At 67.9% G+C, this 13,023-nt stretch carries 11 protein-coding genes; 6 read left to right on the top strand and 5 right to left on the bottom strand.

The features are described 5' to 3' along the window. Nucleotides 1-167 precede the first annotated feature (167 nt). Nucleotides 168-899, top strand: coding sequence for a hypothetical protein (locus QK291_RS01795; protein ID WP_282378538.1), 732 nt, complete (start codon nt 168-170; stop codon nt 897-899). An 83-nt stretch (nt 900-982) separates the two neighbouring features. Here the strand turns inward: QK291_RS01795 and disA are convergent, their stop codons facing one another. Next, nucleotides 983-2,059 carry a DNA integrity scanning diadenylate cyclase DisA gene (gene disA, locus QK291_RS01790; protein ID WP_282378536.1) on the bottom strand — a complete coding sequence of 359 codons (1,077 nt, stop codon included), beginning with the start codon at nt 2,057-2,059 and terminating at the stop codon, nt 983-985. Between the two features lie 449 nt (nt 2,060-2,508). Here disA and QK291_RS01785 point away from each other — a divergent pair, with 449 nt between their 5' ends. Further along, entirely contained in the window at nt 2,509-4,122 is a 1,614-nt protein-coding gene (locus QK291_RS01785) for a peptide chain release factor 3 (RefSeq protein ID WP_282378535.1), read from the top strand. A 182-nt stretch (nt 4,123-4,304) separates the two neighbouring features. Continuing rightward, nucleotides 4,305-5,732 (top strand): GAF domain-containing serine/threonine-protein kinase, encoded by a 1,428-nt coding sequence (locus QK291_RS01780; protein WP_282378533.1) that lies wholly within the window; start codon nt 4,305-4,307, stop codon nt 5,730-5,732. A 151-nt stretch (nt 5,733-5,883) separates the two neighbouring features. Here the strand turns inward: QK291_RS01780 and QK291_RS01775 are convergent, their stop codons facing one another. Further along, the gene (locus QK291_RS01775; RefSeq protein ID WP_282378531.1) at nt 5,884-7,086 is read right to left on the bottom strand and encodes a helix-turn-helix domain-containing protein; all 1,203 of its coding nucleotides are present in this window, start codon (nt 7,084-7,086) and stop codon (nt 5,884-5,886) included. Between the two features lie 97 nt (nt 7,087-7,183). On the opposite strand from QK291_RS01775, the gene QK291_RS01770 reads away from it, so the two are divergent. Next, nucleotides 7,184-8,257 carry a ferredoxin reductase gene (locus QK291_RS01770; RefSeq protein ID WP_282378529.1) on the top strand — a complete coding sequence of 358 codons (1,074 nt, stop codon included), beginning with the start codon at nt 7,184-7,186 and terminating at the stop codon, nt 8,255-8,257. A gap of 11 nt (nt 8,258-8,268) precedes the next feature. Next, entirely contained in the window at nt 8,269-9,456 is a 1,188-nt protein-coding gene (locus QK291_RS01765; RefSeq protein ID WP_282378526.1) for an acyl-CoA desaturase, read from the top strand. Nucleotides 9,457-9,664: 208 nt separating this feature from the next. On the opposite strand, the gene QK291_RS01760 is transcribed toward QK291_RS01765, so the two are convergent. Then, complete coding sequence (locus tag QK291_RS01760) at nt 9,665-9,856, bottom strand: hypothetical protein (RefSeq protein ID WP_282378524.1); 192 nt, start codon at nt 9,854-9,856, stop codon at nt 9,665-9,667. Between the two features lie 258 nt (nt 9,857-10,114). Further along, nucleotides 10,115-11,143, bottom strand: a complete 1,029-nt coding sequence (locus QK291_RS01755) for an NAD(P)-dependent alcohol dehydrogenase (RefSeq protein WP_282378522.1) — start codon at nt 11,141-11,143, stop codon at nt 10,115-10,117. A 99-nt stretch (nt 11,144-11,242) separates the two neighbouring features. Here QK291_RS01755 and QK291_RS01750 point away from each other — a divergent pair, with 99 nt between their 5' ends. Continuing rightward, the gene (locus tag QK291_RS01750) at nt 11,243-11,926 is read left to right on the top strand and encodes a TetR/AcrR family transcriptional regulator (RefSeq protein ID WP_282378520.1); all 684 of its coding nucleotides are present in this window, start codon (nt 11,243-11,245) and stop codon (nt 11,924-11,926) included. 456 nt (nt 11,927-12,382) lie between these two features. Here the strand turns inward: QK291_RS01750 and QK291_RS01745 are convergent, their stop codons facing one another. Then, a complete protein-coding gene (locus QK291_RS01745; protein WP_282378519.1) occupies nt 12,383-13,018 on the bottom strand; it encodes a methyltransferase domain-containing protein in 636 nt (211 codons plus the stop codon). Nucleotides 13,019-13,023: the final 5 nt, after the last annotated feature.

Below are 13,023 nucleotides of genomic sequence, written 5' to 3'. Positions count from 1 at the left end.
AGGCCGGTCAGCGGAGCGGCTGCGGGTAGGTCGACCGGGTGCGCGGCGGTGTGGGCGGTGGGGGAATCGGCTAGAGCTTTGATGGATCCAGCGTAATAGACGAGGGCCACACTCCGCCTGCGGCGTGGGAGGGCTCCATACCCGCCGCGGTTCTCTAGCCTAGAAGGATGGGCAGGAACGACAATTCAGGAACTCACGGTCCCCGGCCGGGGGCCTCCGGCAGCGGGGCATCCTCGGGCTGGAAACCGCCGCGCCAGCCTGCGCGCAAACCCGCGGGCAAAGCTGCCCGGAAACCGGCCAGCCCCGTCTACCGCCGCCGCCGGCTGTTCGTGGGCGCCGCCCTGCTGCTGGTGATCGCCGTCGCCTTCGGCGGTTTCGCCGCCGTCTCCAGCGTCGTCACCGGCGGGCAGTCCAATTCCGGCGGGGGAGCGGCCTCCTCGGGCCAGGCAACGCTACCGGCCGCCGGCCCGGAAACCACGCCTTCCCCTTCGGCAACCCCGACCGGGAACGGCTGCGAGCAGAACCTCCTGACCGTCACCGCCAGCACGGACAAGGCCGCCTACACGGACGGCGAGAACCCGCTGCTCACACTCAAGGTGACGAATAACAACAAGGTGCCGTGCCAGGTCAATATCGGGACGTCGCAGATGGAATTCCTGATCACCAGCGGCTCGGACCGGATTTTTTCGTCCACTGACTGCCAGGCCGACGCCACCGAGCTCGTGAAGACCATCGCGCCGGGGCAAAGCGAGACGGCGAACTTCCCCTGGCAGCGCAACCGCACCGTCCAGGGCTGCGCCCCGATCGAGGCGAAGCCGGGGGCGGGCGGCGCGTATTACGTCTTCACCGCACGGCTGGCGAACAAGACCAGCCCCAAGGCCGTGTTCCAGCTCAACTGATCCCCTCACCCACCTCCGTCGATTGCTCCGCAACGGCCCTTTTGGGGCCCCAAAACGGCAGTTGCGGAGCAATCGACGGGGGGTTAGAGGAAGCGGTCCAGCAGGCTTGCCTCGGCCATCCGGCTCAGGCCCTCACGGACCGTCCGGGCGCGCTGGTCGCCGATACCGTCCACGGTCATGAGGTCATCGATCGTGGCGGCCATGAGGAACTGCAGGCCGCCGAAGTGGTCCACCAGGCGGTCCGCAACGGCCTTCGGCACGGCCTTCAGCCCGGACAGCAGCCGGTAGCCGCGCGGCTGGACGACGGCGTCAAGGTTCGCCTCGCCGCCGGCGAAGCCCACGATCCCGGCGATCTTGCCCAGATCGATCAGCTCGGTGGGGCCCAGGCTCACGAGTGCCTTCACGGCCTTGTCGATGTCGTCGGCGGTCGCGTCGGGTCCCGAGTAGTCGCGGATGATGACGTCGCTGCCGGGTCCGCGGCCCACGGTCAGTTCGTCCAATTGGAGCGAGAGCAGCCGCCCGTCCTCGCCGAGTTCGAGCACGTACTGCGAGATTTCCTCGGAGATCCGGCGCACCATCTCCTGGCGCTGGAGGGTGACCGCGACATCGCGGACCGTCACCATGGCCTCGATTTCCAGGGCCGAGAGGGAACTGGTCACCTGGTCCAGGCGCGAACGGTAGCGTTCCAGGGTTGCCAGCGCCTGGTTGGCGCGGGCCAGGACCTTCTCCGAACCCTCCAGGACGTGCCGCAGCCCGTTGACGTAGAGGGCGATGATCTGCATGGACTGGCTGACCGAAATGACCGGAACGCCCGTCTGGATGGCGACCCGCTCCGCGGTCCGGTGCCGGGTGCCGGACTCCTGGGTCTCGATGCTGGAGTCGGGGACCAGCTGGACGGCCGCGCGCAGGATGTTGCTGGCGTCCTTGTCGCAGATGATGGCGCCGTCCATTTTGGCCAGTTCCCGCAGGCGGGTGGGGGAGAAGTCGATTCCGATGTCGAAGCCGCCGGAGCAGATGGATTCGATGGTCCGGTCGATGCCCAGGACGATCAGTGCGCCGGTCCGTCCGCGGAGGATGCGCTCCAGACCGTCGCGGAGAGGGGTGCCCGGTGCCACCCGGCCCAGGGTCGCCTTGAGTGAATCTTCAGGGCTCCGGGCCATAGACGTTCCCTTCAAAGGTGCAGGCCGCAGCCCTCAAGTGCGCCGGTTTCCAGTGATTGCCGGCAGGATAAAAAGTACTCGGTTCCCCGCTCTCCCCATAGTAGAGGTAAAGCGGGCCAACTTCCGCACGGACAAGCCCCAAAGTGGTCCATTGGGACGTCCGCCGGGGCGCCTCCGGAACGGCCCTGTGGGCGGACGACCGGGCGCGCACTTTTCGAGCCGCCACGCTCCGGCTTCACGGCGGCATTGCGCCCGCTTCGCGGCGGCGGCGCGGGCTGCGATAAACTGGAAGCCTCGGGTGTTCGTCGGCTACCCGGCGCCGCGCCCCGCAATCCTCCACAGCAGTCCCGCACAGCCACCACGCAGAACAACCCGCGATCCCGGCGGGCCAGCCGGATTCCCGCCAACCCGGGAGCGCAACCATTCAACGCCGCAGCGAAAGTAGCACCGTGTCCCAAGAAGTCCTTAGCCCCGCCCGAGTCCAGGAGATTCACAAGCAGGCGGCCCGGCGTCGGACTTTCGCGGTCATTTCACACCCTGACGCCGGCAAGTCCACGCTGACCGAGGCGCTGGCGCTGCACGCGAAGGTGATCGGCACCGCCGGCGCCTCCAGCGGCAAGTCCAACCGCAAGGACACGGTCTCGGACTGGATGCAGATGGAAAAGGACCGCGGCATCTCGATCAGCTCCGCGGCCCTGCAGTTCGGCTACCGGGACACCGTGATCAACCTGCTGGACACCCCCGGCCACGCTGACTTCTCGGAGGACACCTACCGGGTGCTGGCCGCCGTCGACTGCGCCGTGATGCTCGTAGACGCCGCCAAGGGCCTGGAAACCCAGACCATGAAGCTCTTTGAGGTCTGCAAGCAGCGCAACCTGCCCATCATCACCGTGATCAACAAGTGGGACCGGCCCGGCCTGGACGCGCTGGCCCTCATGGATGAGATCACCGAGCGCACCGGCCTGCAGCCGATGCCACTGACCTGGGCCGTCGGCATCTCCGGTGACTTCCGCGGCGTGTGGGACCTGCGCAATGACCGCTTCGCGCAGTTCAAGCGCAACAACGCCGGTGCCAACATCGCCCTCACCGAGTACTTCACCCCGGATCAGGCCGCGGCCAGCCAGGGTGATGACTGGTCCAACGCCGTGGACGAGGCCGGGCTGGTCATCGAGTCCAACCTTGAGTTCGACGTCGAGGCCTTCCACGCAGGCAAGGCCACCCCGATCCTCTTCAGCTCCGCCGCGTTGAACTTCGGGGTGAAGGAGATCCTCGACGCCCTCGTGGACTTCGCCCCGCCGGCCGCCCCTCGGCCCGACGTCGACGGCGCCGCGCGGCCCGTCGATGCTCCGTTCTCGGGGTTCGTCTTCAAGGTCCAGGCCGGCATGAACAAGGCACACCGCGACCACGTCGCCTTCATCCGGGTCTGTTCCGGCAAATTCGAACGCGGCATGGTGGTGACGCAGGGCCGTACCGGCAAGTCCTTCGCCACCAAGTACGCCCAGCAGGTCTTCGGCCGGGAACGCGAGGTCATCGACGAGGCCTTCCCCGGGGACGTTGTGGGACTCGTCAACGCCTCCTCACTGCGTGTGGGCGACAGCCTGTTCCTGGAGGCGCCGGTGGAGTTCCCCGCCATTCCGCTGTTCGCGCCGGAGCATTTTCAGGTGGCTCGCTCCAAGGACCCCAGCCGTTTCAAGCAGTTCCGCCGCGGCATCGAGCAGCTCGAGCACGAGGGCGTCATCCAGGTGCTTCGCTCGGACGTCCGCGGCGACCAGGCCCCGGTGCTGGCCGCCGTCGGCCCCATGCAGTTCGAAGTGGTGGAGGACCGCATGGCGCACGACTTCAGCGCGCCGATGCGCCTGGAGCGCCTGCCGTACTCCATCGCCAGGATCTCAACGGCGGACGCCATGCCGGCGCTGGCCAACGTGCCCGGCGCCGAGGTGCTGCTGCGCTCCGACGGCGAATACCTCGCGCTGTTCAATGATGTGTGGGCGCTGCGCCGGATCGAGAAGAACCAACCCGACCTGACTTTGCTGCCGATCGGCACCCACAACCCCGCCAAGTAGCGGCCGGCGCCCGCCTGCGGGCGGAGAAAATGGTTAGCCCGCAGGTCTTCCTGAATCGACAAACCGCGGTATCATAAGTAACCTTGCTAATTATGCGGGCGCCGGATCTTCACCACTGCCGGTTTTGGACTGATCTGCCGGCGCCACCGGCGGACCCCGCTACAAGGGACAACGAACACCACTTGACTGAGCTCATTTCACAGCCGGCACGTGCCACTCCGGTCACCCCGAGGCAGCGTATGGAATCCGGGTACCTGCTGAGCGGCCGCTACCGGATTGAAGACCTTATTGGCCGTGGCAGCCAATCCACCGTGTACCGGGCCTACGACGAACTCCTGCAGCGCGAGGTGGCGGTCAAGCTCTTCCGCAACGACGCGGACGATCTGGAGCAGACCCGCCGGCAGGGCGAGGAAATCCGCATCCTGGCCGGAATGAGCCACCACTCCCTCGTGACGCTCTTCGACGCGGGCGCCGACCTGAGCGACCCGAGTGACCGGCTCACCTATCTGGTGATGGAGCTGGTGCGCGGGCAGGATTTGCGCCACCGCGGTGCCCAGGGCGCGCTTTCGGCGGTGCACATGGCCCACATCGGCTATGACCTGGCGGACGGGCTTTCCTACATCCACCACCACGGCATCGTGCACCGGGACGTCAAGCCCGCAAACATCCTGCTCGTGGACTACAGCAACAAGGACCGCCGCCCGCGGGCCAAGCTCACCGATTTCGGCGTCGCCGTCTTCACCCGCAGCGGCCCGGTGTCGGATGAAGGCGGGACCTCCGGGACACCGGCCTACCTCAGCCCCGAGCAGGCGGCCGGCGAGCCGGTGGGACCGCTCAGCGACGTGTATTCGCTTGGCCTGGTGCTGCTCGAGGGGCTGACCGGAAAGATGGCGTACCCCGGCGCGCCCATCCAGTCCGCCGTCGCGCGGCTGCTCAACGACCCGCAGATCCCCGAGGAGCTTGCGCCCATGTGGGTTGCGCTGCTGTCCTCCATGCTGGCCCGCGACCCGGAGCAGCGCCCGCCGGCCCGGGAAGTGTCGCTGGCCCTGCGCCAGGAGGTCATCAACAGTGCCGCGCGCCACCGCATGGACCCGGCGCCGGCGCCGGTGACCTCGGACGAGGAAGGCCGGATGCGCGCGGTCGAGCGCTACCGGATCCTGGACACCCCGGCGGACGGCGCCTTCGACCGGATAGCGGGCCTCGCGGCCCGGATGTTCTCCGTACCCGTGGCGATCGTCAGCGTGGTCGACCATGACCGGATCTGGTTCAAGGCCCACCACGGCACCGACGTCACGCAGATCGGCCGCGACCCCGGGCTGTGCGCCTCCGCGATCCTGCAGGACGAAGCCTGGATCATCCGGGACGCCGCCAGGGATCCCCGCACCCTCGCCAACCCGCTGGTGGCCGGCGAATTCGGCCTGCAATTTTACGCCGGTGTTCCGCTGCGCACCCCGGACGGCCACAACCTGGGCACCTTCTGCATCCTGGACCGGGAACCGCGGGAGTTCAGCGCCGAGGACACCCGCGCGCTGCAGGACCTGGCCGCGATCGTGATGAACGACCTCGAGCTGCGGCTGCAGAGCCGGGAAGCGCTCACCGGTCAGGCGTAGACGACGGCGGGGCGCCGGCGCGGCCGGTCAATGCCCGTTCTGCTTGCGCGTGCTGTGCTGAGCCCCTGCTGTGTTCAACGCCGGCCGTGCCCCCCAGCCGTACCCAACGCCGGCCGTGCTTAACGCCTGCCGTGCTTAACGCCTGCCGTGCTTAACGCCTGCCGGCGTGCAGGGCCAGTTCCAGTTCGAACCGCGCCTTCGGGTCCTCCAGGGTGTCCCCGAATAGCTCGCGGAGCTGTGCGGCGCGGTAGCCCACGGTCTGCGGGTGGATTCCGAGTTCCGCCGCCACCGGGGCGCGCTGGCCCCAGTGCCGCAGCCAGGACAGCAGCGTCTCCGCGAGGCGCTCGCGCTGGGCCGGGCGCAGCCCCTCCAGCGGTGCCAGCCGGCGGTTGGCGAGTTCGGCGATCGCCGAGGGTTCCGCCCCGAGAATCACCTCGGCCAGATGCTCGTCGGCCCAGATCGGCGGGTCGTCAGGGCCGTCCCGCGGTGGCAGCGCCGAGGCGGCCAGCACTGCCAGGCGCAGCGAGTCCGGGACCTTCTCCCAGCCTCCGGCCGGCCCGACGGCCGCCCCGCGGCCGCGGAGGGCCTTGTCCAGGTCCACCCGCGCGGTCTGGGACAGCCGGACGGGAACCAGAGCGACGGCGTCGGTCTCGCGTTCGATCACCAGGGTTCCCGCCCCCAGCCGGATCCGAAGCCCCGCGGACCGGTTCACCGGCAGTGTCACCACCACCATCCGCTGCGGCAGGGACCAGTCCGCCATGGCGGCCGTCTGGCGCAGGGCCGCCTCATCGGCCTGCCCCAGCAGGAGCAGGTCGAGCAGTTCGGTGCGCCGGCGGTCCACGGCGCCGGCGCGTTCGGACTGTTCAAAGGCATACGCCTCGGCGCTGACCGCGGAAAGCTCGTCGATGTAGGCCAGGATCGATTCGCCCAGGTCCACGACCACGGTCTGGCCAAGGTGGTGCTCCACGGACACCCGGGACATCTCGCGGAAGGTCACGCGGGCCCCCATCCGGTAGGCGCTCAGCAGCGCATCCATGCTCCGGCCCTGGCGGAATTCGCCGCTCCCCAGCCCGGCCACGAGTTGCCTGCTTTCCTCCGAGAGGGCGGGCAGCCGGGTGCCCGGGAGCTGCAGGAAGCGCTCCAGTGCCGCTGCCACACCGCGGCGCAGCCCCCGCCCGAAGCGGCCTTCGATCGGCCGGGCGTAGGCCGGCACAAGCTGCGGCACGGCGTTGATGATGGCCTCGACAATGCCCGGCATCATCGGCCGGAGCACGTCACTGACCTCCCGCGGCAGGGCAAGCCACGGAGGGTCGTAGGCGGGGGAGGCGGGCGTCGCCGTCGGGGAAGCGTTCATAAGGCCGTTCCAAAGTTGTTGCGGGGAGATAGTTTCTTCACGTCGATCGTATGCCTTGGGTGAAGAACTATGACCCTATCTGACATAAGATTGATGAATGATCCGGCTCCGTAAGCTGGCGCGCGCCGCATCTCTACTGACCACCCCCCTAGCTCCAGAAGACATTCTGGCGCTGTTCAATCCTGTGTTTTCCGCCCGCCAGTTGCGCGGCGTGGTAACGAGGGTGGTTCCAGAAACGGCCGACTCCGCCACCATTTTCTTCCGTCCCGGCCGCGGCTGGCAAGCACACCTTGCCGGCCAGTGGGCCCGTATAGGCGTCGAGCTCGACGGTGTCCGCCACTGGCGGTCCTACTCGCTCAGCGCCCCCGCCGGGCAGGACCCGGCCATCACTGTCAGCGACATGGGGGCCGTCTCCGGGACGCTCGTGCGCAACACCAGGCCGGGCGACGTGCTCTTCCTGGCGCCGCCGCAGGGCGACTTTGTCCTTCCGGAGCACCCGCGGCCCCTGCTGATGCTCACCGCCGGCAGCGGCATCACGCCGGTGATGTCGATGATCCGCACGCTCGTGCCGCACCGCCCGGACTCCGACGTCGTCCTCATCCACACCGCCCGGACCCCCGCGGACGCCATCTTCCGTGAGGAACTGGCCGAGCTCGCGGACCAGTTTCCGAACTTCCGCGTCATCCACTGGTTCACCGGGGAACGCGGGCGGATTGACTTCAGCTCCGTTGCCGGGCTGGACGAGCTCTGCCCGGACTGGCGGCAGCGCGCCGCGTACGCCTGCGGCCCGGAAAGTTTTCTGGACGACGCCGAGGCCCTGTGGGGGGCGGACACTGCAACCGCCGAGCCCGCCTCGGAGGCCACCCTCACCATCGAACGCTTCAGCACCAAGCTGGCAGGCGGCGCAGGGCACGACGGCGGTCTGGTCACTTTCGAGTCCTCGGACCGCGAAGTCGAAGCCGACGGCGACACCCCGCTGCTCGACGTCGGCGAGGACGCCGGCATCCTGATGCCCAGCGGCTGCCGCATGGGCATCTGCCACAGCTGCCTTATCCCCCTCCGGGCCGGCCAGGTTCGTGACCTGCGCACGGACGAAGTCCATGGCGAGCCCGGCCAACTAATCCAGACGTGTGTTTCGGCAGCCGCCGGACCCGTTAACCTCGACCTCTGAGGAGTACCAGCATGACGATTGTTTCCGACAAGCCTGACCTTTCCGAGGACGCGCCCCAGCGCAAGGCGCCCGCTGCCGTGAAGACGCGGCCCGGCGCCCTGGCCGAGACGGGCAGCCCGACCCTGCGGCCGCCGGCTGCCGCGCATCTCTCCGACGAGCAGATCGCCGAGCTGGGCCGTGAGCTCGACACCATCAAGGACGACATCCTTGCCAAGCGCGGAGCATCCGACGCCGCCTACATCCGCCGGATGATCAAGATCCAGCGCGGACTGGAGATTTCCGGTCGCGCCACGCTTCTGGTGAGCAAGCACAAGGCGGCGTGGGTTGCCGGGACCACGCTGCTTAGCTTCGCCAAGATCCTGGAAAACATGGAGCTCGGGCACAACATCCTGCACGGCCAGTGGGACTGGATGCGGGACCCGGACATCCACTCCACGACCTGGGAATGGGACTTCGTTACCCCGGCGCGCGCCTGGCAGCACACCCACAACGATCTGCACCACCGCTGGACGAACGTCATCGGCAAGGACAACGACGTCGGATACAACCTGCTGCGGATGGACGCCGACCAGGAGTGGAAGCCGTTCAACCTGGGCAACCCGCTCTACAACGCCCTGCTGGCCCCGGTCTTCGAGTGGGGCATCGCGATCTATGACCTCGAGCTCAACGACTACAAAGAGGGCAGAAAGTCCAAGGAAGCCCTCACCAAGGACCTCAAGGCCCTTGGCCGCAAGGCGCTCACGCAGTTCACCAAGGACTACGCTGCCACTCCCGCCGTCGCCATGCTGACCGGCTCCGGCAAGCAGGCGCTGTATGGCACCCTGACCGCTAACGCCGTCCGCAACGTCTGGGCGCACGCGGTGATCTTCTGCGGACACTTCCCCGACGGTACGGACACCTTCACCGAGGAAATGGTGGAAGGGGAGACCCGCGGGGACTGGTACGTGCGGCAGATGATCGGCTCGGCCAACATCTCCGGTTCCAAGTTCATGCACCTCATGACCGGCAACCTTTCGCACCAGATCGAGCACCACCTCTTCCCGGACATTCCGTCCAACCGCTACGCCGAGGTGGCGCCGAAGGTGCAGGAAATCTGCAAGCGCTACGGCCTGCCGTACACCACCGGCCCGATCTGGAAGCAGGTCGGCTCCACCTGGGCCAAGGTCTTCAAGCTGGCACTGCCGCCCAAGAAGGCCTAAGCGCCGGGGCTCAATGGCTTGACTGATTGACGGAAGGGGCGTCTGCCATCGCGGCAGGCGCCCCTTTTGCGTGCCTGGGGCGCGCGCGGCCGGTGGCCGACGCTCCCGCCCAGTTACCTGCCGCCGATACGCCGCAACCGGGCCCACGCCCCATACCGGTCGTCGTCTGCAGGGCACCGTGGGTTCAGCCGGACGTGACCGACCTGGATTAGCCAGCCGGGGTCAGGCCCGCTATTTCGGCGCTGACGTTCCATAGCTTTGCGGCGGCGGCCTCGTCATAGCTGGCGGCGGAGGAACGGCGGGGGGTGCGTTTGGCGAAGAAGCGGCCGCTTACCTGGTCGAGGTCGGGGGCGGAGGCGATGTGGACTGACGTGGCGGCGCCCTCGGCTGTTGTCAGCATGACGGGGCGCAGTAGCGGGACGAGGAGCCGCTGGGCACGGCCCGGGTCTTCCGCCCCATGCCCGGGCACCGGAATGGGAGTGCTCCCTTTGGAGGTCGGTGAAGTTCATGCGGCCCATGGCCTGTGCGTTGGAGGACACGGTGACCACCCGTGCCGGGCCGCTCTGCTGCAGCCGCTTGAGGAGAGGAACGGTGCGAGGTGGTTCAGGGCGAAGGTGCGCTCGAGTCCATCGGCTGTGTTGTGTCATGTTCTGCCGGCTTATCCGATGATGGTGATGGCAATCTTGCCTCGAACGTCTCCCGCTTCGAGCTGCCGCATTGCCTCGGCCACCTCTTCGAGGGCGTAGGTCCTGTCGACGCTTGGGGTCACCTCGCCCGCCTCGATGAGTGAAGTGAGCCGTTCGAGGTCGCTGGCGCGTTCCTGGGAAGCGAGCATGGTCAGGCGTTGCCGCACAAACATGGACAGCAACGGTGCCCGCAGGCTCCGGCCGAAGCCTCCCGTCCAGCTGCCGCCTTCCTCGCCCCCGACGATGACGGCCGTCCCGGTGGGTGTGAGGGCCCGGCGCAGTCGTGACAGCGGCGGGTTCCCTCCGATGTCGAGAATCAGGTCGTAGCGACGCGTTCCGTCGGCGAAGTCATCCTGCGTGTAGTCGAGTGCGCGCTCGGCTCCAAGGGAAAGCACCAGATCGGTCTTCCCGGCGCTGCTCACACCGGTGACTTCCGCACCGAGGGACGTGGCCAGCTGCACGGCGTAGGTGCCGACACCGCCCGAGGCGCCCAGAATCAGCACCTTCTGCCCGCGCTCCACGCGCCCCGCGTCAAGGGCCTGGAGGGCGGTGCCGGCGGAGATCGGGACCACTGCTGCCTGTTCGAATGACAGGTTCGACGGCTTGTGGGCGAGCTTGTCCTCCAGCACCGCGGCGTACTCGGCGAATGAGCCTCGGGACATCCCGTACACGGCGTCCCCGACGGCGAACCGGGACACGACGGAACCGACGGCGGCAACCGTGCCGGCGACATCGATCCCGGGAACCGGATTCTTCGGCCCCCGGAATCCGAACCCGAGGATGCGCAGGAGGTACGGGCGGCCCGTCATCATGTGCCAGGTTCCGCGGTCCAGGCCCGCAGCGTGCACGCGGACCAGCACTTCATTCTCAGCAATTTCCGGACGCGCAGTCCGGCCGTGACGGAGGGCGTCGACGGCGCCGTACCGGTCCTGCACGATGGCTTCCATCGTGTCGGCGATTCCGTCCTTTTGCACGGCCCCCGCGTTCCTGTGGTCTGTCATGGTGGTTCCTTCCGGTCGGTTCGTCGTACTAAGTACGGTTACTGTATCGTACTTAGTACGAAAGAGCTATGGGCTCTACAAGAAAAATAGGGAGTCTGGATGCCTGCAGGAACGAACCCCGGCCGTGCAAGGCTCAGCCGGAGCCTGGTGTTGGGCGGTGCTGTCGCCGTTGCCGATGCCGGCGGCATTGGCGCCTTGACGATGCGCTCACTGGCCGACACGCTCCAGGTCAAGCCAATGTCTATCTACCACCACGTCGCCAACAAGGATGAGGTCCTTGACGGCATTGTCGACATTGTCTTCAGCGAGATCGAGCTTCCGGCAATCGGCGGCGAGTGGCGGCCCGAGATGCGGCGGCGGGCCGCCTCTGCTCGTGCTGCGATGCGGCGCCACCCCTGGGCCATCGGCCTCGTGCAGACGCGCACAAGCCCCGGACCGGCGACACTGAAGCACCACGACGCCGTCATCGGCACCCTGCGCGAAGCGGGGTTCTCCGTGGAAATGACCGCCCATGCTTTCGCCCTGATCGATGCCTACGTGTACGGCTTCGCGCTTTCCGAAGCCACCCTTCCCATCAACGGCCCCGAGACGGTCATCGAAGTTGCCGAGCAGATGATGGATCAGTCTTCCCCAAAGGACTACCCCTACCTCGTCGAGTTCTCCACCGAACACGTCATGAAACCCGGCTACGACTACGGTCGGGAGTTCGAATTCGGGCTGGACCTGCTCCTTGACGGCCTTGCAAGGTTGCACGGTCACGGCAAGCGCCCCCGAAGCGCCTAACCGCCCGCATTGACTGGAGGGAATGGTGAAGGCGGCAAAGCTTGTGGCTACGCCGACGATTCACCTTCGGTCTCGATCTGGTCTCAGCCTTTGGGAGGAGAGCCTTCACGGAACTATCCGGAGCCCGTTCCACGGCGGGGCCCCGGTCGAATCTTCCGGGGGAGTGCGATCCTCGGGCCCGGTTCTGCCGTGGTTTGTTGCCACGATGGTTTCCAACGACATCAAGGGGATGCCGAGGTCGCGGATCTTCGTGACCAGGCCGAGCAGTGGTCGGGGAGGTGCCCGTTGACCGGGGCAGGGATCGAACTGGTGCGGTCCGCTGGCCGCGCCACAGGTCCTGGGCAGCCATTGCGTGCCGGACCGCATCCTCCATCGGATCGTCGCGCTCGGACCACAGGCTGGCGCGCTGGTGCAGCAGCGCCACCAGCTCGGGTTGTTCGCTGAGCAGGCGGCCGCTCAGGCTTTGCTGGCGACGCCCAGCAGGTGGGCCAGCCGCGGATTGCCGGGCAGTGCGGAAAAGCCGAAGCGCTCCAGGCCCTGCACCGTCAGGCCGGCGGCGGCGATCGAGTCGGCGGTGTTCCGGTTCGGATGGCATCCGCCGGCCAGCCGGCTCCACAGCGGCGTGACCAGGTCTTCGGCGGCCCCCAGTATGCGGTGCGCGGAACGGACGTGCTCGTAGAACAGCAGCAGGCCGCCCGGCCGCAGGACCCGCACCACCTCCGCGAGGGCGACAGCCTGGTCCGCCACACTGCACAGCACCAGGCTGGAGACCACGACGTCGACCGAGGAGTCCGCCGCCGGCAGCGACTCCGCCACACCGTCTTCCACGGTGACCGGCACCGGCGCCCTGGCTGCGGCGGCCCGGGCCAGCTCCCGGAGTGTGGGGTCCGGTTCGAGTGCCAGCACCCCTGACACCGCGGCAGGATAGAACGGGAAGGTGGCCCCGTAGCCCGCCCCGATTTCGACGACGGCGCCGTGCGCGGCCGCCACGAGGCGCCGGCGGTGGTCAGCGGCCCCGCGGGCGTCCATCCGTGGGCCCACCCGGGCGAAAGACCGCCCGAAGGACGGATGGCGGGGGCTGGTCTCCGGCATGGGGG

The sequence above is a fragment of the Arthrobacter sp. AL12 genome (assembly GCF_029960645.1).
Classification (GTDB): domain Bacteria; phylum Actinomycetota; class Actinomycetes; order Actinomycetales; family Micrococcaceae; genus Arthrobacter.
The sequence above is the reverse complement of the archived record's forward strand: the minus strand, read 5'-3'. Positions and strand labels throughout refer to the sequence as shown.

Coding starts and splice junctions, on each gene's coding strand:
- disA (WP_282378536.1), bottom strand. CDS start 2,059: ATGGCCCGGAGCCCTGAAGATTCACTCAAGGCGACCCTGGGCCGGGTG.
- QK291_RS01750 (WP_282378520.1), top strand. CDS start 11,243: ATGCCTGCAGGAACGAACCCCGGCCGTGCAAGGCTCAGCCGGAGCCTG.
- QK291_RS01755 (WP_282378522.1), bottom strand. CDS start 11,143: ATGACAGACCACAGGAACGCGGGGGCCGTGCAAAAGGACGGAATCGCC.
- QK291_RS01745 (WP_282378519.1), bottom strand. CDS start 13,018: ATGCCGGAGACCAGCCCCCGCCATCCGTCCTTCGGGCGGTCTTTCGCC.
- QK291_RS01760 (WP_282378524.1), bottom strand. CDS start 9,856: ATGCTGACAACAGCCGAGGGCGCCGCCACGTCAGTCCACATCGCCTCC.
- QK291_RS01775 (WP_282378531.1), bottom strand. CDS start 7,086: ATGAACGCTTCCCCGACGGCGACGCCCGCCTCCCCCGCCTACGACCCT.
- QK291_RS01765 (WP_282378526.1), top strand. CDS start 8,269: ATGACGATTGTTTCCGACAAGCCTGACCTTTCCGAGGACGCGCCCCAG.
- QK291_RS01770 (WP_282378529.1), top strand. CDS start 7,184: ATGATCCGGCTCCGTAAGCTGGCGCGCGCCGCATCTCTACTGACCACC.
- QK291_RS01795 (WP_282378538.1), top strand. CDS start 168: ATGGGCAGGAACGACAATTCAGGAACTCACGGTCCCCGGCCGGGGGCC.